The following is a 23,521-nucleotide window of genomic DNA, read 5'->3' on the forward strand; positions in this document are numbered from 1 at the left end:
CGTGTGCCCATGACGACCGAGCGGCTGGTGATCGTGGGAGGCGATGCGGCGGGCATGTCCGCCGCATCGCAGGCGCGCAGGACGAAGGGCCCGCAGGAGCTGGAGATCACGGCCTTCGAGCGGGGCCGGTTCAGTTCCTACTCGGCCTGCGGCATCCCCTACTGGGTCGCCGGGGACGTCTCCGGGCGGGACCGTCTGATCGCCCGCAGCCCCGAGGAGCACCGGGCGCGCGGCATCGACCTGCGGATGTGTACGGAGGTCACGGAGCTGGACGTGGCGGGCCGGCGGGTGCGCTGGCGGGCGCTGGAGACCGGCGAGGAGGACTGGACGGGGTACGACAAGCTGGTGCTGGCGACCGGGGCGCGGCCCGTGCGGCCGCCGCTGCCGGGCATCGACGCCCCCGGTGTGCACGGCGTGCAGACCCTCGGCGACGGCCAGGCGCTGCTGGACGCCCTCTCGCAGGAGCCGGGGCGCCGGGCGGTCGTGGTGGGCGCCGGGTACATCGGCGTGGAGATGGCGGAGGCGCTGCTGCGGCGCGGTTACGCCGTGACGGTCGTCAACAGCGGCGAGCAGCCGATGGCCACCCTCGACCCGGACATGGGGCGCCTGGTCCACGAGGCGATGACGGCCATGGGGATCACCGTCGTCGGCGGCACCGAGGTGACCGAGGTGCTGACCGACGGCGACGGGCGGGCCCGCGGTGTGCGCGCGGGCGGTGCCGACTACCCGGCGGAGCTGGTGGTCCTCGGCATCGGCGTGGAGCCCGAGACGGCGCTGGCCCGGGCCGCGGGGCTCCCCCTCGGGGCGCACGGCGGGCTGCTCACCGACCTGGGCATGCGGGTGCGCGGGCACGAGGACGTCTGGGCGGGCGGGGACTGCGTGGAGGTCCTGGACCTGGTCTCCGGCCGGGAGCGGTACGTGCCGCTGGGCACGCACGCCAACAAGCACGGCCAGGTCATCGGGTCCAACGCCGCGGGCGGCTACGGCACCTTCCCGGGTGTGGTGGGCACGGCGGTGAGCAAGGTGTGCGACCTGGAGATCGCGCGCACGGGCCTGCGCGAGAAGGACGCCCGGGCGGTCGGGCTGCGGTTCGTCACGGCGACGGTGGAGTCCACCGGCCGTGCCGGGTACTTCCCCGGTGCGGCGCCGATGACGGTGAAGATGCTGGCGGAGTACCGCACGGGCCGCCTTCTGGGGGTGCAGATCGTGGGCCGGGACGGAGCCGCCAAACGGGTGGACGTGGCCGCGGTGGCGCTGACGGCGGGGATGACGGTCGAGGCGATGACCGCTCTGGACCTGGGCTACGCGCCGCCGTTCTCGCCGGTCTGGGACCCGGTGCTGGTGGCCGCCCGCAAGGCGACGGCGGCGGTCCGCGCGGCGGGGGCGTAGCCGCACGGGGCGGGGCGTTCCATGATCGCCTCGCGGGTGCGGGCGGCCGGGACCACAATGAACCCGTCACTCGGGGATCGACCTGCGAACGGGCGGCGCCATGCACCTTGCGTACGACTACCCCCTGCTGGGGGCCATGTGGAGCATCATGTGGCTGTTCCTGTGGATCCTGTGGTTCTTCCTGCTCTTCCGGATCATCATCGACATCTTCCGCGACGACACCATGAGCGGCTGGGCCAAGACGGGCTGGCTGATCTTCGTGATCATCCTGCCGTTCCTCGGGGTGCTGGTGTACGTGCTGGCCCGGGGCAAGGGCATGGGGCTGCGCGAGCTGGAGCACACCCGGTCGCAGAAGCAGGCCATGGACGAGTACATCCGCACCACCGCGGGGCAGGGGGAGCAGAGCCGGGCGGAGCAGCTGGCGAAGCTGTCCGAGGTGCGGGCGCGCGGCGACCTGACGGACGAGGAGTTCCAGCGCGCCAAGGAGCACATCCTGCAGTGAGCGCGCCCGGGGCGCCCCAAGCCCCGGGCGACCGCGCCCCCGGACCACGGTGGTCCGGGGGCGCGGTCGCCGGGGCCCGTGCGACGCACGGCGTCGTTCGCCCGGAGCCCGGGCGGGACGCGCCGGACGGGCCCCGAGTGCGGGACAGGCCTCAGCGGGCGGTCTGCTCGTGGACGTCGGCGACGAGCCGGGTGAGGGCGTCCGGGTCGGTCGTCGGCAGGACGCCGTGGCCGAGGTTGAAGATGTGGCCGTCCAGTCCGGCGGCGGCGTCGAGGACCTCGCGCGTCTTGGCGCGCACCGCCTCGGGGGTGGAGAACAGCACGGCCGGGTCCAGGTTGCCCTGGAGCGCCCGGCCGGGGCCGACGCGCCGGGCGGCCTCGTCGAGCGGGACGCGCCAGTCGACGCCCACCACGTCCGCGCCCGCCTCGCCCATCAGGCCGAGCAGCTCGCCCGTTCCGACACCGAAGTGGATGCGCGGCACGCCGTAGCCGGCGACCGCGTCGAAGACCTTGGCGGAGGCGGGCATGACGGAGCGCCGGTAGTCCGCGGGGGCGAGGGCGCCCACCCAGGAGTCGAAGAGCTGCACGGCGGAGGCACCGGCCTCGATCTGGACCTTCAGGAAGGCGGAGGTGATCTCCGCGAGGCGGTCCAGGAGGTCGGCCCACAGCTGCGGGTCGCCGTACATGAGCGCCTTGGTGTGCTCGTGGTTGCGGGACGGGCCGCCCTCCACGAGGTAGCTGGCGAGGGTGAACGGCGCACCGGCGAAGCCGATCAGCGGGGTGGCGCCCAGCTCCGCGGTGAGCATCCCGATGGCCTCGGTGACGTAGTGCACGTCCTCCGGGGTGAGGTCGCGCAGCCGGTCGAGGTCGGCCCGGGTGCGGACCGGGTCGGCGACGACGGGGCCGACGCCGGGCTTGATGTCGAGGTCGATCCCGATGGCCTTGAGCGGGACCACGATGTCGCTGAAGTAGATCGCGGCGTCGACCTTGTGGCGCCGCACGGGCTGGAGGGTGATCTCGGTGACGAGCTCGGGCCGCATGCAGGACTCCAGCATCGGGATGCCCTCGCGCACCTTCAGGTACTCGGGCAGCGAGCGCCCGGCCTGGCGCATGAACCACACCGGGGTGTGCGGCACCGGCTCGCGGCGGCACGCCCTGAGGAACGCGGAGTCGTGGGTCGTGGTCTGCGGGGCCCGGGGGCTGTCGTTGGCGCTCACGCCGCAAATCTTCGCACGCCCGCGACACCTGCCCGCCGCGGGTCGGGTGTCCCTGCCTGCGCCGCGCCGCGCTTCCGCCTAGTCTTCCCGGCATGGCTGCGGCTCAGGGACATTTCTCCGATCATTCCAACGGCAACGAGGCGGCGCGGCGCTCGGAGGGGGACGAGGTGCCGACCGCGTTCCGGACGGCGGTCGACGCCCTGCACTCGGCCCGGCTGCGCCCGGAGATCGAGATCGATGCGACGCCGCCGCCCCGGAAGCTGGCTCCCTACGCCCACGCCCTGGAGGCCGCCGTGGTGGCGGACGGCGAGGACCTGGCGGACGGCCGCCTGGTCCTGCTGCACGACCCGTCGGGCCACGAGGCGTGGAAGGGGACCTTCCGGCTCGTGACCCTGGTGCGCGCGGAGCTGGAGCCGGAGATGGCGGCCGACCCTCTGCTGCCCGAGGTCTGCTGGTCCTGGCTGACGGGGGCGCTGGAGGCGCGCGGGCTGGTCCCCGGGGAGCCGAGCGGGACCGTCACCCGTGCGGGTTCTCACTATTTCGGAGGACTCGCCGACCGCCGGCCGGCGACCCAGATCGAGATCCGCGCCTCGTGGACCCCGCAGGAGGACGCGGGGGGCGTGCCCGGCACCGCCGCGCACCTCGCGGCCTGGTGCGATCTGCTCTGCCAGGTGGCCGGGCTGCCGCCGTCCCCGGCGGGGTCGGCGGACTCGGCGACGGGCGTGGTGACGCTTCCGCAGCGCAGGGGACCCCGGCCGGCCTGAGCCCGCGGAGGGCATACGGTGCGGGGGCGCCGGTGCGGGCCGACGCCCCGGTGACGGGGCCGATCACCGCTCACGTGTCCGAATTGCCCCACTTGACCCTCACTAAATCGTGATCATTCCCTAAAGGCCGACGGGTTCGGTGCCGAAGAGGTCAATGACCCGACTGCACGGTTCGCCCCGGCTTACCCCCTGAGCCGGTCCCGTCCCGCACCTTCCCAGGAGGCCTGGTGTCCGTTCTTCTCGAGCAGCCCGCAAGCCTGGTCGCCTACCGCCCGAACAAGCCGACGGCCATGGTCGTCGTGGCCGACCCGCGCGTCCGCTCCACCGTGACCCGCCACCTGTGGGCGCTCGGTGTGCGCGACGTGATCGAGGCGTCGTCCATCGCGGAGGCACGCCCCCGAGTCGGCAACCCGCGCGACATCTGCGTGGCCGACGTCCACCTGCCCGACGGCTCCGGGCTGACCCTGCTGTCCGAGACCCGCGCCGCGGGCTGGCCCAACGGCCTCGCCCTGTCCGCCGCCGACGACATCGGCGCGGTCCGCAACGCCCTGGCCGGCGGCGTGAAGGGCTACGTCGTCACCGGCACGCGCACCAACATCGGCCACCCGGGCCGCCCCGGCGCCGCCCCGATCGGCGCGGCGGCGGGCCGGATGCACCGCCGGCCCCCGGGCGCCCCGAGCCACCCCGGCGGCTACCGGGAACTCTCGGGGCGCGAGGTCGAGGTGCTGCGCCTGGTGGCGGAGGGCCAGTCGAACAAGGCCATCGGCGTCTCCATGGGGCTGTCGGCGCTGACGGTCAAGAGCCACCTCGCCCGTATCGCCCGCAAGCTCGGCACCGGGGACCGCGCCGGAATGGTCGCCGTGGCCCTGCGCACCGGCATCATCCACTGACGGCGCGGCGGACGGGCCGGAGTGCCGACGGAACGTTCCGCCGCCCTCCGGCACCCCGCCGGCCGCCACCCCGCGAACGGGCCGTCACGACAGGGCGCAGGCCCCGTCCACCGGGCCGGATACCCTTGACACGTGACCGACGCCCAAGAGACCGCAGCGCAGACCCAACTGCGAACCACCGGGGGCGCTCCCCCGGCCGACGGCGTTCCGGCCGACGGGCTGCCCATCCCGCTGCTGGAACCACGCGAGGGCATTCCCCCGGTGGTCGCCGACGACCTTGCCCTGGCGGAGGTCGTCGCGGCCTTCGCCGGCGGATCGGGTCCGGTGGCGGTCGACGCGGAACGCGCCTCCGGCTACCGCTACGGGCAGCGCGCCTACCTGGTGCAGCTGCGGCGCGAGGGCGCCGGGACGGCGCTGATCGACCCGGTCGGCTGCCCCGACCTCTCCGGACTGGGGGAGGCCCTCACCGGCACCGAGTGGATCCTGCACGCCGCCACCCAGGACCTCCCGTGCCTGCGCGACATAGGCATGCGCCCCACCAGCCTGTTCGACACCGAGCTGGCCGGGCGGCTGGCGGGCTTTCCCCGGGTCGGCCTGGGCGCCATGGTGGAGAGCGTCCTCGGCTACGCCCTGGAGAAGGGCCACTCGGCCGTCGACTGGTCGACCCGGCCGCTGCCCGAGCCCTGGCTCCGGTACGCCGCCCTCGACGTCGAACTCCTCGTCGACCTTCGCGACGCGCTGGAGAAGGAGCTGGACCGGCAGGGCAAGCTGGAGTGGGCCCGCCAGGAGTTCGACGCCATCGCGGCCGCGCCCCCGGCGCCCCCGCGCAAGGACCCCTGGCGCCGCACCTCGGGCATGCACAAGGTGCGCAGGCGGCGGCAGATGGCCGTGGTCAGGGAGCTGTGGACCGCGCGGGACCGGGTCGCCCAGCGCCGGGACGTCTCCCCCGGCAAGGTGCTCGGCGACGCGGCCATCGTCGAGGCCGCGCTGGCGCTGCCGCAGAACGTCCAGGCACTGACGGCACTGCCCGGCTTCGGCAACCGCATGGGCCGCCGGATGCTGGAGCAGTGGCAGGCGGCGGTCGACCGGGCCAGGGCGCTTCCGGACGGGGAGCTCCCCCAGCCGGGGCAGTCCCCCTCCGGTCCGCCGCCCCCGCGCTCGTGGGCCGACAAGGACCCGGCCGCGGCCGCCCGGCTGTCCGCCGCACGGTCGGCGGTCTCGGCCCTGGCCGAGGAGCTGAACCTGCCCCAGGAGAACCTGATCACCCCCGACACCGTGCGCCGCGTGTGCTGGGAGCCCCCCGCCACCGTCGCACCGGAGACCGTCGCGGCCGCCCTGACGGAGCTGGGCGCGCGCCCCTGGCAGGTCGGCCTCACCACGCCCCTGCTGACCGGGGCGCTGGCCGCCTCCGAGGACGGCTGAGCAGGCCCACCGCGCGCCCCGGGCCCCGGGGGCGGAGCCGTCGCCCCCCGGGTGTCCGGCACCCCCTCGGCCGGACGCGCCGCGGCCGGTGGGCCCGGCCCCCGGCGCCGTGCGCGGCCTCCGGCCCCCGGCTCACCCCGGCCCGCTCACCGCGGCCCCGGCCCGGGCGGGCAGGCTCCCGGAGCCGACGCACCCGAACGGCCGCTCCGGGCGCCGGTGCCCCTCGGCGGCGACGCCGTCCCTCGGGACGGTGAGGTCCCGCACCCGCGGCAACCGCGCCGACGCCTCCCGCCGAGCCCCGGCGCCGAAGGCACGGCTCCCCCGCGTCCAGGGGCGGCGACCCGCCCGGGAGGGGACGGGGTGTCGCGGAGGACACCGGTCGGGCCGGTGCGGGGCCTCTCGCCGGCGGCGGACGGTGCGGTTTCGGCCGCCGCCGCACCGGGGAGACGGTCCGCGCGGAGTCCCGCGCATGTGACCTTCGCCGCTCCAGGCCCCGGGACTGGGCAGCTTGGTTACTCATAAGTAGCATGGGGCGAGCAAGCGCACGCTCAGGCGTGTGTGCCGCAGCAGTGCCACCCCGCACCCTGGAGGAGAGCCATCGTGCCTCGTACCGTCAGGGACGTCGTCTTCGTCGACGGCGTCCGCACCCCGTTCGGCAAGGCGGGCCCGAAGGGCATCTACCACGAGACCCGCGCCGACGACCTCGTCGTGAAGGCCATCCGGGAGCTGCTGCGCCGCAACCCGGCCCTCGACCCGAAGAAGATCGACGAGGTCGCCATCGCCGCGACCACCCAGATCGGCGACCAGGGCCTGACCATCGGCCGCACCGCCGGGATCCTCGCCGGGCTGCCGCAGTCGGTGCCGGGCTACTCCATCGACCGCATGTGCGCCGGCGCGCTGACCGCCGTCACCTCGGTCGCGGGCAGCGTGGCCTTCGGCGCCTACGACGTGGCCGTGGCCGGCGGCGTCGAGCACATGGGCCGCCACCCGATGGGCGAGGGCGTGGACCCGAACCCGCGCTTCGTGTCGGAGAAGCTCGTCGACGAGTCGGCCCTGTTCATGGGCATGACCGCCGAGAACCTGCACGACCGCTACCCCTCCATCACCAAGCAGCGCGCCGACGAGTACGCCGTGCGCTCGCAGGAGAAGGCGGCCAAGGCCTACGCCGACGGCAAGATCCAGCAGGACCTGGTCCCGATCTCGGTGCGCCGCACCAACCCCGAGGCCGGCGAGACGGGCTGGGGCCTGGTCACCGCCGACGAGCCGATGCGCCCGGGCACCACCCTGGAGAACCTGACCGGCCTGAAGACCCCCTTCCGGGTGCACGGCCGCGTCACCGCGGGCAACGCCGCCGGCCTCAACGACGGCGCCACCGCCTCGCTGATCGCCTCCGAGGACTTCGCCCGCGAGAACGACCTCCCGGTGAAGATGCGCCTGGTCTCCTACTCCTTCGCCGGCGTGGAGCCCGAGGTGATGGGCTACGGCCCGATCCCCGCGACCGAGAAGGCCCTCGCCCAGGCGGGCCTGTCCATCGGGGACATCGGCCTCTTCGAGATCAACGAGGCCTTCGCCGTCCAGGTGCTCGCCTTCCTGGAGCACTACGGCATCGCCGACGACGACGCGCGCGTCAACCAGTACGGCGGCGCCATCGCCTTCGGCCACCCGCTGGCCTCCTCCGGCGTCCGCCTGATGACGCAGCTGGCGCGTCAGTTCGAGGAGCAGCCGGAGGTCCGCTACGGCCTCACCACGATGTGCGTCGGCTTCGGCATGGGCGCCACCGTGATCTGGGAGAACCCGCACCACAAGGACGCCGGAGGCGACAAGTGAGCACCACCGCCGAACTTCTCAAGGGCGCGGCCGAGCTCTTCCCCGACGAGGTCGTGACGCAGGCGCACGTGCGCCACCTCGACCTGCCGGGCGGCGCCGGGCGCTTCGCGCTCATCACGCTGGACAACGGGCTGGACCACACCAAGCCCACCACCTTCGGCCCCCAGTCGCTGGCGAACCTCAACGCCGCCGTCGACCAGGTGGAGAAGGAGGCCGCCGAGGGCGCGATCGTCGGCGCCGGCATCACGGGCAAGCCGTTCATCTTCGCGGTCGGCGCCGACCTCAAGGGCGTGGAGCTGCTGAAGCAGCACTCCGACGCGCTCGCGATCGGCAAGGGCGGCCACGACGTCTTCAAGCGGCTGTCCGGCCTCGCGGTGCCCACCTTCGCCTACTACAACGGCGCGGCCATGGGCGGCGGCGTCGAGGTGGGCCTGCACTGCACCTACCGCACGGTCTCCCGCGCGATCCCCGCCTTCTCGCTGCCCGAGGTCTTCCTCGGCCTGGTGCCCGGCTGGGGCGGCTGCGCCATCCTGCCGAACCTCATCGGCGCGGAGAAGGCCGTCTCGGTCATCATCGAGAACTCGCTCAACCAGAACCGCCAGCTCAAGGGCGCGCAGGTCTTCGAGCTGGGCATCGCCGACGCGATCTTCGACGGGGCCGACTTCCTGGAGCAGTCCCTGCTGTGGACGGCCTCCGTCCTCACCGGCGCGACCACCGTCGAGCGCCCCGAGGTCGACCGCGGCGAGGCCTGGGACCAGGCCGTCACCAAGGGCCGCTTCGTCGCCGACTCCAAGGTGCACGGCGCCGCCCCGGCCGCCTACCGCGCCCTGGACATCATCGAGGCCGCCAAGGACGGCGACCTCCAGAAGGGCTTCGACGCCGAGGACCAGGCCCTCGCGGACCTGATCATGGGCGGCGAGCTGCGCAGCGGCATCTACGCCTTCAACCTGGTGCAGAAGCGCGGCAAGCGCCCCGCGGGCGCGCCGGACAAGTCGCTGGCCCGCCCGGTCACCAAGGTGGGCGTCGTCGGCGCCGGTCTGATGGCCTCGCAGCTGGCGCTGCTGTTCCTGCGCCGCCTGGAGGTGCCGGTGGTGCTCACCGACATCGACCAGGAGCGGGTGGACAAGGGCGTCGGCTACGTCCACGCCGAGATCGAGAAGCTGCTCGGCAAGGGCCGCGTCAACCAGGACAAGGCCAACCGCCTCAAGGCCCTGGTGACCGGCGTGCTCGACAAGGCGGAGGGCTTCGCGGACGCGGACTTCGTCATCGAGGCCGTCTTCGAGGAGATGTCGGTCAAGCAGAAGGTGTTCGCCGAGGTGGAGGCCGTCGCCCCGGCCCACGCGATCCTCGCGACCAACACCTCCTCGCTGTCGGTGACGGAGATGGCCTCCAAGCTCAGGCACCCCGAGCGCGTGGTCGGCTTCCACTTCTTCAACCCGGTGGCGGTGCTCCCGCTGCTGGAGATCGTCCGCGGCGAGCAGACGGACGACGCCTCGCTGGCGACGGCCTTCGGCGTGGCGAAGAAGCTGAAGAAGACCGCGGTCCTCACCAAGGACGCCCCGGCGTTCGTGGTGAACCGCATCCTGACCCGCTTCATGGGCGAGATCCAGAACGTGATCGACGAGGGCACCCCCGTCGCCACGGCGGAGAAGGCCGTCGAGCCGCTCGGTCTGCCGATGTCGCCGCTGGTGCTGCTGGAGCTCGTCGGCCCGGCGATCGGCCTGCACGTCTCGGAGACCCTCAACCGGGCCTTCCCCGAGCGCTTCACGGTCTCGCCGAACCTGAAGGCGGTCGTCGAGGCGGGCAAGCGCGGCTTCTACGTCTACGACTCCGGCGCCCCGGAGCTGGACCCGGAGGTCGCCGCGCTGCTGAAGCAGGGCGACACCGTCCTGACGGAGGAGCAGGTCCGCGACCGCGTCCTCGGCGCGGTGGCCCAGGAGATCGGCCTGATGCTGGAGGAGGGCGTGGTCGCCGAGGCGCAGGACATCGACCTCTGCCTGATCACCGGTGCCGGCTGGCCCTTCCACCTGGGCGGCATCACGCCGTACCTGGACCGCGAGGGCGTCTCCGAGCGGGTGAACGGCAAGCGGTTCCTGGCGCAGGGCGTGGCGAGCGTCCCCGCCTAGCCGCGGAGCGCGGTCCGGCCCGAGCGCGGGCCGGACCGCCGCACGCGAAGGGGCCGTACGGAGTACTCCGTACGGCCCGTCCGCGTCTCCCGGCCCGGCGGCCGGTCAGCCCAGGGGCTCCCAGCGGCCGAAGGCCAGGCCGTCCTCCCCGGTCCTCTGGCGGGCGGCGAGCGGTTCCCCGCCCGGCGGCAGCGCCATGGCCACCAGCCCTCCGTCCCGGTGCTCGCGCAGGGCCAGGGCGAGCCCCCGGCCGGCGCGCGGGGCGGTGGGCGCCCAGCCGGCCCCGGCGCCCTCGTCCTCGTCCTCGTCACCGGAGGGGAGGACGGCGAACGCCACGTCCCCGCCCCGGGTCTCCTGGGCGAGCACCGTGCAGTCGCGGCCGCCGACGAGGAGCCGGACCGGCACCAGCGGGCCCGGGCCCGCGGCCTTCAGCAGCGGGCGGGGGTCCCGGCCTCGGTGCGGGGCCCAGACGTGGATCATGCCCTCCTCGTCCGGGAAGAAGAGCGAGACCGTGCCGTCCGCGGCGGCCAGGGCGGCGAAGGAGCCGGAGCCCACCGCCGTCTCCAGGCGCTCGGCCAGGGCGAACGGGGCGCCCGGCTTCTCCTGCGTGTAGCGGCCGACGGAGGTCGCGTCCGGGACGAACAGCTCGACCAGACCGGTCCCGTCCACCGCGGCGGCGAGGGTGTCGCGCGTCCCCACGCCGCCGAGGTCCTGCCAGCGCCCCCACCCGCCGCGGGTCTGCTGGCAGCGGACGCTCACACCGGAGCCGCGGTTGCGCAGGGCCACGCACAGCCGGCCCTCCCCGTCCACGGCGGCCACCGGGTCTCCGGTGCGGCGGTCGGTCTTGTTGGGGTAGCCGAGCGCCGTCCAGCCCAGCAGGGGGCGACCCGTCTGCAACTGCACGGCGTGGACCAGCTCGACCTGTCCCGCGGGGGTCAGGCGGGTGCCCAGCAGGTGGATGTAGTCGTCCGCGCCCTGGGCGACGGTCAGCGGGGCCTCGACACCCGGAGCGGGCAGCAGGTCGGGCCCCCTCCAGCCGTCCCCCTTCTGCGTCCAGCGCCGCACCGTGTCCTCGCCGGGGGTGCAGGCGGTCAGCAGGCCCTCCCTGCCCCGGGTGAGCCAGGTGCCCAGCAGCGGTGCGGGATCCCGCGGGTCGCGGTCGGAGGGCGTCGTCGCGGGGGCAGTGGCCATCGGCAGTCGTCCAGGAGCGTCGGGAGGCGGGGCGGGCAGGTTCACGCCCGACGATTGTGTCAGCACCCCGCGGCGCTCCCGCCCCCGGCCCGGCCCTGCCGCCGGGCGGGGGCCGGCGTCTCGCCGGGCCGCCGTCTGGGAGGCTGGCGCCCATGGACACTCTGCTCGTGGTCGACGGCGCCAACGTCGTGGGGTCGGTTCCGGACGGCTGGTGGCACGATCGCGCGGCCGCCGCGGAGCGCCTGCGGGACGCGCTGGCCGCGGAGGGCGGACAGTCGGCCGTCACGGGGCCCGTGGAGATCGTGCTCGTCGTCGAGGGCGCGGCGCGGGGCCTCGGCTCCGTGCCAGGGGTGCGGGTGGAGTCCGCGGCGGGAAGCGGCGACGACCTGGTGGCCCGGCTGGCGGCCGGGGCGGGGGCCGAGGGCCGCGCCTGCGTGGTGGTGACGGCCGACCGGGGTCTGCGGGCGCGGGTGACGGCGGCCGGGGCCCGGTGCGCCGGGCCCCGCTCGGTGCGCCGGAGGTAGCGGGCACGGGCCGACGGCCGGAGCGGCCCCGGCGGCCCGGTGTCGGCGAGGAGAGCCCCTGTCCTACGGAGCGGCAGCGCAGGGGGCCGTCGGATTCGGCGCCCCCGGGGGAACTAGAGGACGGACGGCGCCGGACGGACCACCCGTGCGCCCGCCGCGTCCTCCAGAACGGGGGGCGTCCGGTGCTCCCGCCGGACCGGGCCGCCGCCGGCCGGGTCCCCGGCGGGGCGGCACCGCGGAGAGGTGCCGTGGCCGTGGTCGCACGCTCCCGGGCACGAGACCCCGTGACCAGGCCCCCGCCCGCCCTCGCGGGCGTCCGTCGCCGGGCGGTGGGCGCCCGGCCTGGTCGGCTCCTCTTCCCGGGGACCGGGTGCAGCCGCCGCTCGCCCCGCGCACCTCCCGGACGGCCCCGGGGGCTACTCCCTCGCGGGTGGGTCGAGGCGGCCGCCGGTCGGCCCCCACCGGCCGAACGGGCCGGTGGGACCACCCGTGCAGGGTGCTCCCACCGGCCCGGTGGCGGTGCGAGGGAGGGGCGCCTCAGTCGCGGACGCGCTCGACCTCCGCCTCCTCGACGCGCCCGTCGAGGGTGGAGACCAGCCCGGTGACCTGGCGGGCGATGTCCGGCGCGGTGAGTCCGATCTCCGCGAGGACCTCCCCCCGGGAGGCGTGGTCGAGGAAGCGCGGCGGAATGCCGAAGTCGCGCAGCGGGACGTCCACGCCCGCGTCGCGCAGCGCCTGCGCCACCGCGGAGCCCACACCGCCCACGCGGATGTTGTCCTCGACGGTGACCACGACCCGGTGGCGCGCCGCGAGCGGGGCGAGCGCCTCGTCGACCGGCTTCACCCAGCGCGGGTCGACCACCGTGGTGGAGATGCCCTGGGCGTCCAGCAGGTCGGCGATCTCCAGGCACATCGGCGCCAGGGCGCCGACGGAGACCAGGAGCACGTCGGGGCGCTCGGCGTCGGCGTGCCGCAGGACGTCCATGCCGCCGACGGTGCCCACCGCGGTGACGGCGGGGCCCACGGCGCCCTTGGAGAAGCGGACCACGGTCGGCGCGTCGTCGACCTCGACCGCCTCGCGGAGCTGGGCGCGCACCTGGTCGGCGTCGCGCGGGGCGGCGATCCGCAGACCGGGTACGACCTGGAGGATCGACATGTCCCACATGCCGTTGTGGGAGGCCCCGTCGGTTCCGGTGACGCCCGCCCGGTCCAGGACGAAGGTGACGCCGCAGCGGTGCAGGGCCACGTCCATGAGGACCTGGTCGAAGGCCCGGTTGAGGAAGGTCGCGTACACCGCGAAGACGGGGTGCAGACCCCCGGTGGCGAGTCCGGCGGCGGAGACGGCGCCGTGCTGCTCGGCGATGCCGACGTCGTAGACGCGGTCCGGGAACTCCTTGGCGAAGCGGTCGAGGCCCACCGGCTGGAGCATGGCCGCGGTGATGGCGACGATGTCGCGGCGCTCGCCGCCGAGCTTGACCATCTCCTCGCCGAAGACCGAGGTCCAGTCGAGCCCGGAGCTGGCGATGGGGAGCCCGGTGTCGGGGTGGATCTTGCCGACCGCGTGGAAGCGGTCCGCCTCGTCCGCGAGGGCGGGCTGGTAGCCGCGGCCCTTCTCGGTGAGGCAGTGGACGATGACCGGGCCGCCGAAGCGCTTGGCGCGCGCCAGCGCGGACTCCAGCGCCTCGATGTCGTGGCCGTCGATGGGGCCGACGTACTTCAGGCCGAGGTCCTCGAACATGCCCTGGGGGGCGATGAAGTCCTTCAGGCCCTTCTTGGCGCCGTGGAGGGTCTCGTAGAGCGGCTTCCCGAGGACGGGGGTGCGCTCCAGGATGTCCTTGCCGCGGGCGAGGAAGCGCTCGTAGCCGTCGGTGGTGCGCAGGGTGGCGAGGTGGTTGGCCAGGCCGCCGATGGTGGGTGCGTAGGAGCGCTCGTTGTCGTTGACCACGATCACCAGCGGGCGGTCCTTGGCCGCGGCGATGTTGTTCAGCGCCTCCCAGGCCATGCCGCCGGTGAGGGCTCCGTCGCCGATCACGGCGACGACGTGGTCGTCCCTGCCGAGGACCTCGTTGGCCTTGGCCAGCCCGTCGGCCCAGCCCAGGACGGTGGAGGCGTGCGAGTTCTCGATGACGTCGTGCTCGGACTCGGCCTGGGAGGGGTAGCCGGACAGGCCGCCCTTCATCTTCAGCCGGGTGAAGTCCTGGCGCCCGGTGAGCAGCTTGTGGACGTAGCTCTGGTGGCCGGTGTCCCAGAGCACCTTGTCCTTGGGAGAGTGGAAGACCCGGTGGAGCGCGATCGTCAGCTCCACCACGCCGAGGTTCGGGCCGAGGTGGCCGCCGGTCTTGGAGACGGCGTCGACCAGGAAGCCGCGGATCTCCGCGGCCAGCTGCTCCAGCTGCTCGGGGCCGAGCCGGTCCAGATCCCGCGGTCCCCTGATCCGGGAAAGCGAACCCCATCCGTCGCCCATCACCGCCCGCGTAGGGCGCGCATCGCGCGGCTGCGTCACTCTGCCTCCTTGCTTCGAGCTGCGTTCGGGCTGATCGGGCGTGCTGATCGAGCCGTGCCGACTGCCCGAGTCTAATGTTCCGGTCGTCGTCGCGGACGCCCGGCGCCTGCTTACCGTGTCACGGCTGTGGCACAGAGGCACCCCTGCCCGGCACCGCGGTGCGGTGCCGGGCAGGGGTGCGGGACGGGGCGGGTGCTCAGGCGCGCCCGGCGGTCCGCTGGGTCTTGCGGGTGACCGAGTCGATCACGACGGTGGCCAGCAGGACACCGCCGGTGATCATGTAGACCACCGGGGTGCGGATGCCCTCCAGCGCCAGGCCGTACTGGATGGAGACGATCACCAGGGCGCCCAGCAGGGCGTTCCAGGTGCGGCCCCGGCCGCCGAAGAGGCTGGTGCCGCCGATCACGGCCGCGGCGATGACGTTCATCAGCAGGTCGCCGGTACCGGCGCTCTGGTTGGCGGCCGCGATCTTGGAGGCCCAGAACAGGCCGCCCGCGGCGGCGAAGAAACCGGCCAGCGCGAAGACCGACACCCGGACGGCGGTGACGTTGATGCCCGCGCGGCGGGAGGCCTCCACGCTGCCGCCGAGCGCGAAGATCTTCCGGCCGTAGGCCGTTCGGCGGAGCACGAAGTCCGTGGCCACCAGGACGACCAGGAAGATCACCAGCGCCAGCGGCAGTCCGCGGTCCTGGTTGAGCATGTACGCCGCGGCGAAGGCCACCACCGCCAGCACCACGCTGCGCAGCACGATGTCGGCGACCGGGCGGGAGGGGATGCCCGCGGCGGCCCGGCGGCGGTTGTCGGTGAAGGCACCGAGGAAGTAGGCGGCGACCGCCAGCGCGGCCAGGCCGTAGGCGGCGGCGATGTCGGTGAAGAAGTACGTGGTCAGCTTGCCGACCACGCCGTCGCCGTCGAGGTTGATGGTGCCGTTGTCGCCGAGCAGCTGGAGCATGAAGCCCAGCCAGAACAGCAGGCCCGCCAGGGTGACGGCGAAGGCCGGGGCCCCGATCCGGGCGAAGAAGAAGCCGTGGAGCGCCCCGATGGCGGCACCGCTGACCAAGGCGACGAGCAGGGCGAGCCATTCGTTCATGCCGTGGGTGACGCTCAGGACCGCGACGATTGCGCCCGAGACGCCGCTGACGGAGCCGACCGAGAGGTCGATCTCGCCGAGCAGCAGCACGAAGATGATGCCCACCGCCATCATGCCGGTGCCCACCATGGTGACGGCGATGTCGGTGAGGTTCTTGGCGGAGAGGAAGTTCGAGTTCAGCAGCTGGAAGACGACCGCGATGACCGCCAGGCCGATGACCACCGGGATGGAGCCGAGGTCGCCGGCGTGGACCTTGCGCTTGAACTCGGCCCAGTAGCCGAGCAGGCCCTGCTCGCGCACGAGCAGGCGCGGGTCGACGGCCGTGAGCGCGTCGTGGGCCGCCTCCGCGTTGACCACCTCGTGGGAGGCGGCCTCCTCCGCCGGGGCGGCGATCTCCTCCTCGGGGGCGGCGGCCTCCTCCGCCGGGGCGGCGGCCTCCTCCGCCGGGGCGGCGGCCTCCTCCGCCGGGGCGGCGGCCTCCTCCGCCGGGGCGGCGGCCTCCTCCGCCGGGGCGGCGGCCTGCTCCGCCGGGGCGGGGGTCTCCTCCTCGGGGGCGGTGGTCTCTTCGGCCTGGGTCGAGGTCTTGTCCATGCTCACTTCTGCTCCTCCGCGGTGCGCGCCGCACGACGGGTCACGGCGTTGTCCGTGGCTCCCGTGATGGCGGAGATGATCTCTTCCTGGGAGGTCGACGCGACCTCGAAGACGCCGTTGTTGCGGCCGAGCCTCAGCACGGCCACCTTGTCGGCGACGGCCTTGACGTCCGCCATGTTGTGGCTGATGAGGATCACGGCGTGGCCGCGCTCCCGCAGCCGCTCCACCAGGTCCAGCACCTGGGCGGTCTGCTCGACGCCGAGCGCGGCGGTGGGCTCGTCGAGGATGACCAGCTTGGGCTCGCCGAGCATCGAGCGGGCGATGGCCACGGTCTGGCGCTGGCCGCCGGAGAGCGAGGCGATCGGGATGCGGACGCTCGGGATGCGGATCGAGAGCGTCTTCAGCAGTTCGAGGGCCCGGCGCTCCATCTCGACCTCGTCGAGCACCCCGCGCTTGCGGAGCTCACGGCCGAGGTAGAGGTTGCCGACCACGTCGATGTTGTCGCAGAGCGCGAGGTCCTGGTAGACGGTCGCGATGCCGAGGTGCTGGGCGTCGTGGGGGCGGTTGATGCCCACCTTGCGGCCCTCCCACTCGATCGCGCCCTCGTCGATGGGATGCACGCCGGCGATCGTCTTGACCAGCGTGGACTTTCCGGCGCCGTTGTCGCCGACGAGGGCGACCACCTCACCGGCGTGGACCTCAAGCTCTACGTCGGTGAGCGCCTGGACGGCACCGAACCGCTTGGAGACCCCGCGCAACGCCAACACGGGCGTAGCGGACACGTGAACCATCTCCTTCGCCGCCTGACCGGCGGGGATGCCGCGCCGGTGGAAGGCGGCGCGGTGGCTGAGCAGAAATGTCGCGCCCGGTGGCACCGGGCGCGGGTGCTCCTCCCGGTGCCCGCCCCGCAGCGGGGGCGGAGGGCGGGGCGGGCACCGGAAGGTTTCTGCGGGACGCTGTCGGGCGTCCCGGCATGGGTGGAGCCTCCCGTCCCCCAGGGGGACGGGGGCTCCGTGAGCGGCCCTGGGACGCGGCCCGGGGGCCGGGTCCCGAGGCTCGGGCGAGTCGGCCCTGCGGGCCTACTTCAGGCCGAGCTCGTCGCACGCCGCCTTGAACTTCGGCGTGCAGATCTCCTGGACGGTGTAGACGCCGTCCTTGATCACGGTGTCCTGGATGTTGTCCTTGGTCAGGGAGATGACGGGGACGAGGACCGAGGGCACGCCCTTGGTGGTCGGGCTGTCGACCTTCGCCTTGGCGACGGCGTCCAGGGACTCGCCCCTGGCCAGCGCCACGGCCATCTCGGCCGCGGCCGCGGCCTCGGGGGCGTAGGGCTTGTAGACGCTCATGAACTGCTCGCCCGCGACGATGCGCTGCACACCGGCGAGTTCGGCGTCCTGGCCGGTGACCGGCGGCAGGGGCGAGACGCCCGCGGCCTTGAGGGCGGTGATGATGCCGCCCGCCATGCCGTCGTTGGCGGAGTAGACGCCGACGATCTTGTCCTTGCCGAGGGCCGAGATCGACGCCTCCATGTTGGCGTTGGCGTTCTCCGGCTTCCACTCCTTGGTGTCGTACTCCTTGCCGACGGTCACCTTGCCGTCGAGCTGGGAGTGCGCGCCCTTCTTGAACAGCGCGGCGTTGGGGTCGGTGACGGCGCCGTTCATCATGACGATCTGGCCGCCCTCGGCCTTGTCGCCCAGGGCCTCCAGCAGGGCCTTGCCCTGGACCCGGCCCACCTCCTCGTTGTCGAAGGAGGTGTAGGCGTCGATCGGGCCCTCGGCGAGGCGGTCGAAGGCCACCACGGGTATGCCCGCGTCCTTGGCCTTCTTCACGCTGCCGGCGATCGCCTTGGCGTCGACCGCGTCCACGATCAGGGCGTCGACCTTGTTGGTGATCATGGTCTCGACCTGCTGCGTCTGCAGCGTGGCGTCCTGCTTGGCGTTGGCGTAGACGACCTTGGCCTTGTTGTTCGTCAGCTCGCTGATCTTCTTCTCGATCAGCGGCTTGTCGAACTTCTCGTAGCGGGCGGTCTGGTTCTCCGGCAGGAGCAGACCGATGGTGAGGTCGTCGCCCTTCTTCTCGGCGGGCTCGGAGGCGTCCGATCCTCCGGCCTGCCCCGCGCTGCCGCAGGCGGCGAGCGAGACGGCCATACCCGTGGCGGCGACAGCAACGGCGGCACGACGCAGATGTGCGTTCACTTTGTAAACCTCCCTGACGTGGCCGCGTCGCTGCGGCCGAGGTGGCGTGAAGTCAACTCGGCCCCGCCGTCGCCGTCAAGGAGTAAATCCTTAACGAGATGACAACGGTGCCATCCGTTATCTAGGTGAACGCGGGCGCCTTGCCTGTCTGAGCACTCTCAGAGCCGAGCAGAAGGGTCGAATCGCCCATCTCGCTGAGCACCAGGGCGAGGGCGCCGAGCACCTCGGCCCGCCCCCCGAGGGCACCGGGAGCCACCGAGAGCCGCCGCGCCGCACTGGGGATGGCATAGCGGGACACGGAGTCGCGGATGGGCCCGAGGACCAGCTCACCGGCCTCCGCGAGGTCGCCGCCGAGCACCACCCGGCTGGGGTTCAGCAGGTTGCACAGGTTGGCGACGCCGCTGCCGACGTGGCGGCCCACGTCGGCGACCACGCGGCGGCAGCCGGGGTCGCCCTCCCGGGCGAGCTGCACCACGCGCTCCATGGTCAGCTCGCCGCCGTAGCTGGGCTGCAGCAGGGGCAGGACGTACCGGGCCGCGGCGAAGGTCTCCAGGCAGCCCCGGTTGCCGCAGCGGCAGACCGGGCCGGACTCGTCGAGCGTGATGTGCCCGATCTCCCCGGCGGTGCCGCCGGGACCCCGGTAGATCTGCCCGTCTATCACCAGCCCGGCGCCGACGCCGCTGGCCACCTTGATGTAGGCGAGGTCCCTGACCCCCCGCCCGGCGCCCCAGACCATCTCCCCCAGCGCGCCGAGGTTGGCGTCGTTGTCCACGTGCACGGGGACCCCGAGGCGCCCGGAGAGCTCCTCGCTGGGGTTGATGCCGCTCCAGCCCGGCAGGATGGACGTGGAGCCCAGCGTGCCGCTCTCCACGTCGATGGGGCCCGGCACGCCGAGCCCCACCCCCACCACCTTCTCCCGGCTGATCCCGGCCTGCTCGACCAGCCGGTTGACCAGTTCCTCGGCGCGGCCGAAGCCCTGGGCGGACGAGGCGTCCACGTCGAGCGGCTCCGACTCCTCCGCCAGCACCTGGTGGGCCAGGTTCCCGATGGCCACCCGCAGGTGGGTGTGGCCGAAGTCCACCCCGATCACGATGCCCGCGTCCCCGCTGAGGGACACGCTCCGGGCCCGCCGCCCGCCGGCCGAGGTCGGTGTGACCTCGACCGTCCCGCCGTCCTTCAGCTCACGCACGATATTGGAAACCGTGGCCGCGGAGAGGCCGGTGCTCCTGGCGATCTCCGCCTGCGTGAGCGAGCCGGCCATGCGCACCGCGCGCACGACCCGCTCGAGGTTGGCCCGGTGCAGCGATGTCTGCGAACCCGGAGTCTCCATCGACCCATCCACTCCTGCCCCCGGCGGGCGGCACGACCACCGCCCCCGGTCGGGGCCGCGCACGGCAGCCCCGACATCTCTCCAACTTGTGAACTCTGAGTTCAACGCTCGGGGGGTTATTCCGTCAAGACCTTGAGCGGGGTGAGACTCCGATGAGCACAGGGGCGGAACATGGCGAAACGCCCCGCCGCCCGTGCGGGGCGACGGGGCGGCGGGGTCCTCGGAGCGGTCCGGGGCGGCGGCCCGCGGGCGCTATTTGAGCGTGCCCGCGGTCAGGCCCGACTGGACCTGGCGCTGGAAGGACAGGTAGACGACGACCACCGGCAGCATGGCGATCGTCATACCGGCGAAGATCACCGGGAGGTCGCCCTCGTAGCCCTGCTGCTGGTTCAGCAGGACCAGGCCCTGGGTGAGCACGGAGCGGTCCTTGTCGAAGCCGCTCTGCTGCTGCATCAGGGTCATCGGCAGGATGTACTGGTTCCACTGGCCGAGGACGTTGAAGATCCCGACGCTCAGCAGTCCGGGCTTGGCCATCGGGACCATGACCTGGAAGAAGATCCGGGTGTGGGAGGCGCCGTCGATCACCGCCGCCTCGTGGATGGCCGTGGGCAGCGTCCGGAAGAAGGCGTGCATGAAGAAGACCGTGAACGGCAGCGAGTAGGCGACGTAGACCAGGATGAGGCCCTGGTACGTGTTGAGCATGCCGAGCATGTCGACGAGGAAGTACAGCGGCACCAGGCCGAGGTAGACGGGGAACATCGCCCCGGCGACGAAGAAGTAGTAGAAGAAGCGGTTGCCGCGGAACTCGTAGCGGGCGAGCACGTAGGCCGCCATCGCGCCGAGCAGCATGGTCAGGGGGATGGAGAACACCAGCACGATCAGCGTGTTGGCGAAGTAGTCGCCGATGCCCTTGTCCCAGGCCCGGCCGAAGGCGTCGAAGTTCCAGTTCGACGGCCAGGACCAGGCACTGGCACCGATCTCGCTGTCGGTCTTGAAGGAGCCGAGCAGCAGCCAGAACAGCGGCAGCACGATCATCACGGCCCACAGGATCAGGAAGCCGTGCGAGAAGACGTTGAGGACCCTGCCCTCCGTGTCGCCGCGCCGGTCACCGCCGGAGCGGCGCCCCGCGCCCTTGGGCGGGAGTGCGACGGGTACGGCGTCCCGGGCGGTGTCGGGGATCAACCGGGTGTTCGACATGGCGTGGTACCCCGATCAGTATTCGATGCGCTCGCGGCGGCTGATCCGCAGCGTGACGAGGGACAGGACCAGCGTGAGTCCGAGGATCACGACTCCCATGGCACAGGCGTAGCCGCTCTTGCCGAAGGCGAGGAAGTTGCGCATCAGATAGGTCGCCATGACCTCGCTGTTGTGGTCGGGGCCGCCGCCGTAGCTGTTGCCCGGGGTCATGACCGAGATCAGCGCGAAGCAGTCCATGGCCAGGATCGCGAGGTAGACCCAGGCGGTCTGCACCGTGTCCCACAGCAGCGGGAGCGTGACCTTGAAGAAGGTCTGGGTGCGGCTGGAGCCGTCCAGGAGCGCCGCCTCGTAGATCTCCCTGGGGATGGACTGCATGGCCGCCGAGAACAGCACCAGGTAGAAGCCGACCCCCCACCAGAGCAGCACGAAGGCCACGCACCACAGCACGAGGTCGGGTTCGTTGAGCCATTCGATCGGGTGGGCGGGGTCGGAGAGGCCCAGCTTGATGAAGACGCCGTTGATCAGCCCGGCGACGTCACCGCGGTAGATGGCCCGCCAGAGGACGGCCAGGATGGCGATGGACAGCACGTGCGGGACGAAGAAGAGGATCTTGTAGAAGCCGGAGCCCGCAACTCCGCGCACTCCGCCCGATCCGCCGCGCCCTCCCACGTTCACCATGTAGGCGAAGAAGAGGGCGAGCAGGATCGTGGCGACGGGGAGGAAGATCAGGAGCAGGATGTTGTGCCACAGGGCCTTCAGGAACACCGAGTCGGAGAACAGCGCGGTGTAGTTGTCGAAGCCGACGAAACCCATCTCCTGCGACTGGCCCTGCCAGTCGGTGAAGGAGTACCCGAAGGTCTGCAGATACGGCCAGATCATGAAGACCGCGTACAGCGCGACCGGAACGATCAGAAACCCGGTGACGAACCGGTACTTTCCCTGTTGCATGGCACCCTGCCCCTGGTTTCCCGGCCTTCGCTACGGACGCTTGTTGTTCTTGCTCTCCGGGTCCTCGGCCGCCTTGTCGACCGCGGCCTGGGCGCGCTTGAGCCATTCGTTCGGCTGAATGCGCTTGGCCATCAGCTCGGCCGAGGCGGTGCGGATGGACTCGTCCATCTCGCTGTACCAGTTGGTGTAGTAGTAGTCGAAGCGCTGGTCCACGGGACACGCCTCAACCGCCTCGATGGCGGACTTGGTGCCCGGCCGCAGCTCGACGCTCTTGTCGACGCCGTCCTGCACGATGGTGAGCGAGTTCGCCTGCTGGGCGAAGGTGGTCGACCACTCCCGGGAGCACATCATCCGCAGGAACTCCAGGCCGCCGGCCTTGTTGCGGGCCTTCTCCGGGACGATGAAGGGCTCGCCCGCGCCCGCGCGGATCGCCTCGAAGGGCAGCTTGCTCCCCGGCAGCACGGGCATCGGCAGGAACCTCATGTCGAAGTCCTCCGGGGTCTGCTTGAGCTGCTCGTTCTCCAGCCAGGAACCGGAGGGGATGAAGACGGCCTTGCCCTCGTTCCAGGCCGTCTGGGACTCGATGTGGTCCAGTGAGTTGGTGCCCGGCAGCAGCAGGCCCTTCTCCACGATCTCGTAGACCGCCTCGATGGACTGCTTGGCCGCGGCGCTGCCGACGAAGGCCTTGGGGTCGAGGTTGTCGATCGCCTTCATGGCGTCCAGGCCGCCGGTCTTGGCGATCAGGTCCATGATCATGACGTTGATGTAGTAGGGGTGCTTGCCCTGGTGGGCGAGACCGCCGATGCCCTGCTTCTTGGCGTCCTGCATGATCGCCAGGAGGGCGTCCCAGGTCTTCGGCACCTCCCAGCCCCTGTCCTGGAACATCTTGCCCGAGTACCAGAGGCCGTAGACGGTGTAGACGTAGTTCAGGGAGTGCATCTTGCCGCCGATGAAGCCCTTCTCGGCGGTCCCGGGCACGAGGATGTCCCTGACCTTCTTCGACGGGTCGTCGGGCGCGGGGGCGTCCAGCAGTTCGGTCAGGTCGGCGAGCTGGCCGTTCTTGTGGAGGACGTCGAGCTTGATCTGCTGGGCGCCGGAGTTGTCCACGACGTCCGGCGGGTTGCCCGCGTTGAAGCGCGGCTGGAGCTTGCCGGTGATCTCCTGGGTGCCGAGGTGGCTGATCTCCGGGCCCCACGTGTCCTTGTAGAGCTTCTCCCACTCGATGGCGTACTGGTCGCCGAAGCCGCCCTTGAAGATGACCACGTCCAGCGTGCCGCCCTTGGCTACGCCGAACGGGTTGTCCTTGGTGACCTCGCCCTTCTGCCTCTCCTGGTCGTCACCGCTGCCGCTGGCCGCACAGGCGGACAGGAATCCCATGGTCGGCACGGCGATCAGGCCGAGGGCGGCCGACCGCTTGATCAGATTGCGGCGGCTGAAACCCTCGCCGTTCGCGCCGTTCGAGGTGGAGGTGGTTCCCATGCTCAAGTCCTCGCCTTCATCCAGGACTCAGGCGGTGTACTGGTCGCCCGTCCTACTCGCCTCAGGCGAAGGGCCCCGCCACCGCGGTCAGTTGCTGCGCGCTCCCGAAGGGAAGCGCGGTGGAGCTCGGGTCGTGCTCGGCCGGCAGGGGGAGTGCGGGCGGGCACGGGCATCCGTCCGCCTGACCGTGGGCACCACCGCCCCCTGCCCGCAACCTTGTGGAACAGCTTTGCGGACGCCGACAGGTATAGTCCACTTCCCTTCGGGGGAGCAAGATCGAATGCAGCTTTGCACGGCAGTCTTTCCCTAGTTGAGACCTCGCGGACACATCCTCCTCG

General features: G+C 72.5%; 18 protein-coding genes. 8 read left to right on the top strand and 10 right to left on the bottom strand.

All coding sequences use genetic code 11. The features are described 5' to 3' along the window. The first annotated feature begins 9 nt into the window (after nt 1-9). Nucleotides 10-1,389 carry an FAD-dependent oxidoreductase gene (locus tag NPS70_RS01720; RefSeq protein WP_256521870.1) on the top strand — a complete coding sequence of 460 codons (1,380 nt, stop codon included), beginning with the start codon at nt 10-12 and terminating at the stop codon, nt 1,387-1,389. Between the two features lie 100 nt (nt 1,390-1,489). After that, nucleotides 1,490-1,891, top strand: a complete 402-nt coding sequence (locus NPS70_RS01725; protein ID WP_256521871.1) for an SHOCT domain-containing protein — start codon at nt 1,490-1,492, stop codon at nt 1,889-1,891. A gap of 151 nt (nt 1,892-2,042) precedes the next feature. Here NPS70_RS01725 and hemE read toward each other — a convergent pair whose 3' ends face one another. Next, complete coding sequence (hemE, locus tag NPS70_RS01730; protein ID WP_256521872.1) at nt 2,043-3,107, bottom strand: uroporphyrinogen decarboxylase; 1,065 nt, start codon at nt 3,105-3,107, stop codon at nt 2,043-2,045. Nucleotides 3,108-3,199: 92 nt separating this feature from the next. On the opposite strand from hemE, the gene NPS70_RS01735 reads away from it, so the two are divergent. The 5 genes from NPS70_RS01735 to NPS70_RS01755 all read left to right on the top strand — a co-directional run bounded on the left by NPS70_RS01735 (nt 3,200) and on the right by NPS70_RS01755 (nt 10,136). Continuing rightward, nucleotides 3,200-3,871 (top strand): DUF3000 domain-containing protein, encoded by a 672-nt coding sequence (locus NPS70_RS01735; RefSeq protein WP_256521873.1) that lies wholly within the window; start codon nt 3,200-3,202, stop codon nt 3,869-3,871. 227 nt (nt 3,872-4,098) lie between these two features. Further along, nucleotides 4,099-4,761 carry a response regulator transcription factor gene (locus tag NPS70_RS01740; RefSeq protein WP_256521874.1) on the top strand — a complete coding sequence of 221 codons (663 nt, stop codon included), beginning with the start codon at nt 4,099-4,101 and terminating at the stop codon, nt 4,759-4,761. Nucleotides 4,762-4,893: 132 nt separating this feature from the next. Further along, nucleotides 4,894-6,183, top strand: coding sequence for a ribonuclease D (locus NPS70_RS01745; RefSeq protein WP_256521875.1), 1,290 nt, complete (start codon nt 4,894-4,896; stop codon nt 6,181-6,183). A 600-nt stretch (nt 6,184-6,783) separates the two neighbouring features. Next, the gene (locus NPS70_RS01750) at nt 6,784-8,010 is read left to right on the top strand and encodes an acetyl-CoA C-acyltransferase (RefSeq protein WP_256521876.1); all 1,227 of its coding nucleotides are present in this window, start codon (nt 6,784-6,786) and stop codon (nt 8,008-8,010) included. After that, the gene (locus tag NPS70_RS01755; RefSeq protein WP_256521877.1) at nt 8,007-10,136 is read left to right on the top strand and encodes a 3-hydroxyacyl-CoA dehydrogenase NAD-binding domain-containing protein; all 2,130 of its coding nucleotides are present in this window, start codon (nt 8,007-8,009) and stop codon (nt 10,134-10,136) included. The genes NPS70_RS01750 and NPS70_RS01755 overlap by 4 nt, the downstream gene beginning before the upstream one ends. A 105-nt stretch (nt 10,137-10,241) precedes the next feature. Here the strand turns inward: NPS70_RS01755 and NPS70_RS01760 are convergent, their stop codons facing one another. Next, on the bottom strand, nt 10,242-11,327 hold the full coding sequence (locus NPS70_RS01760) for a hypothetical protein (protein ID WP_256521879.1): 1,086 nt from the start codon (nt 11,325-11,327) through the stop codon (nt 10,242-10,244). Between the two features lie 152 nt (nt 11,328-11,479). Between NPS70_RS01760 and NPS70_RS01765 the strand changes: the two genes are divergently transcribed. Further along, the gene (locus NPS70_RS01765; RefSeq protein ID WP_256521880.1) at nt 11,480-11,851 is read left to right on the top strand and encodes an NTP pyrophosphohydrolase; all 372 of its coding nucleotides are present in this window, start codon (nt 11,480-11,482) and stop codon (nt 11,849-11,851) included. Between the two features lie 537 nt (nt 11,852-12,388). Here NPS70_RS01765 and dxs read toward each other — a convergent pair. The 8 genes from dxs to ngcE form a co-directional block, all read right to left on the bottom strand. Further along, complete coding sequence (gene dxs, locus NPS70_RS01770) at nt 12,389-14,314, bottom strand: 1-deoxy-D-xylulose-5-phosphate synthase (RefSeq protein ID WP_256522211.1); 1,926 nt, start codon at nt 14,312-14,314, stop codon at nt 12,389-12,391. A gap of 235 nt (nt 14,315-14,549) precedes the next feature. Further along, nucleotides 14,550-16,034, bottom strand: a complete 1,485-nt coding sequence (locus NPS70_RS01775; protein WP_256521881.1) for a sugar ABC transporter permease — start codon at nt 16,032-16,034, stop codon at nt 14,550-14,552. 2 nt (nt 16,035-16,036) lie between these two features. Next, nucleotides 16,037-16,825, bottom strand: a complete 789-nt coding sequence (locus tag NPS70_RS01780; protein WP_256521884.1) for an ATP-binding cassette domain-containing protein — start codon at nt 16,823-16,825, stop codon at nt 16,037-16,039. A gap of 288 nt (nt 16,826-17,113) precedes the next feature. Beyond that, nucleotides 17,114-18,229: a substrate-binding domain-containing protein gene (locus NPS70_RS01785; protein ID WP_256521885.1), complete on the bottom strand. Its 1,116-nt coding sequence runs from the start codon at nt 18,227-18,229 to the stop codon at nt 17,114-17,116. A gap of 121 nt (nt 18,230-18,350) precedes the next feature. Further along, nucleotides 18,351-19,559, bottom strand: a complete 1,209-nt coding sequence (locus NPS70_RS01790; RefSeq protein ID WP_256521886.1) for an ROK family transcriptional regulator — start codon at nt 19,557-19,559, stop codon at nt 18,351-18,353. A 252-nt stretch (nt 19,560-19,811) separates the two neighbouring features. Beyond that, nucleotides 19,812-20,756: a carbohydrate ABC transporter permease gene (locus tag NPS70_RS01795; protein WP_256521887.1), complete on the bottom strand. Its 945-nt coding sequence runs from the start codon at nt 20,754-20,756 to the stop codon at nt 19,812-19,814. A gap of 15 nt (nt 20,757-20,771) precedes the next feature. Further along, nucleotides 20,772-21,704 carry a carbohydrate ABC transporter permease gene (locus NPS70_RS01800; protein WP_256521888.1) on the bottom strand — a complete coding sequence of 311 codons (933 nt, stop codon included), beginning with the start codon at nt 21,702-21,704 and terminating at the stop codon, nt 20,772-20,774. Between the two features lie 30 nt (nt 21,705-21,734). Further along, nucleotides 21,735-23,183: an N-acetylglucosamine/diacetylchitobiose ABC transporter substrate-binding protein gene (gene ngcE, locus NPS70_RS01805; RefSeq protein ID WP_256521891.1), complete on the bottom strand. Its 1,449-nt coding sequence runs from the start codon at nt 23,181-23,183 to the stop codon at nt 21,735-21,737. Nucleotides 23,184-23,521 lie beyond the last annotated feature (338 nt).

It is taken from the genome of Streptomyces sp. C10-9-1 (assembly GCF_024497955.1).
In the GTDB taxonomy this organism is placed as follows: domain Bacteria; phylum Actinomycetota; class Actinomycetes; order Streptomycetales; family Streptomycetaceae; genus Streptomyces; species Streptomyces sanyensis.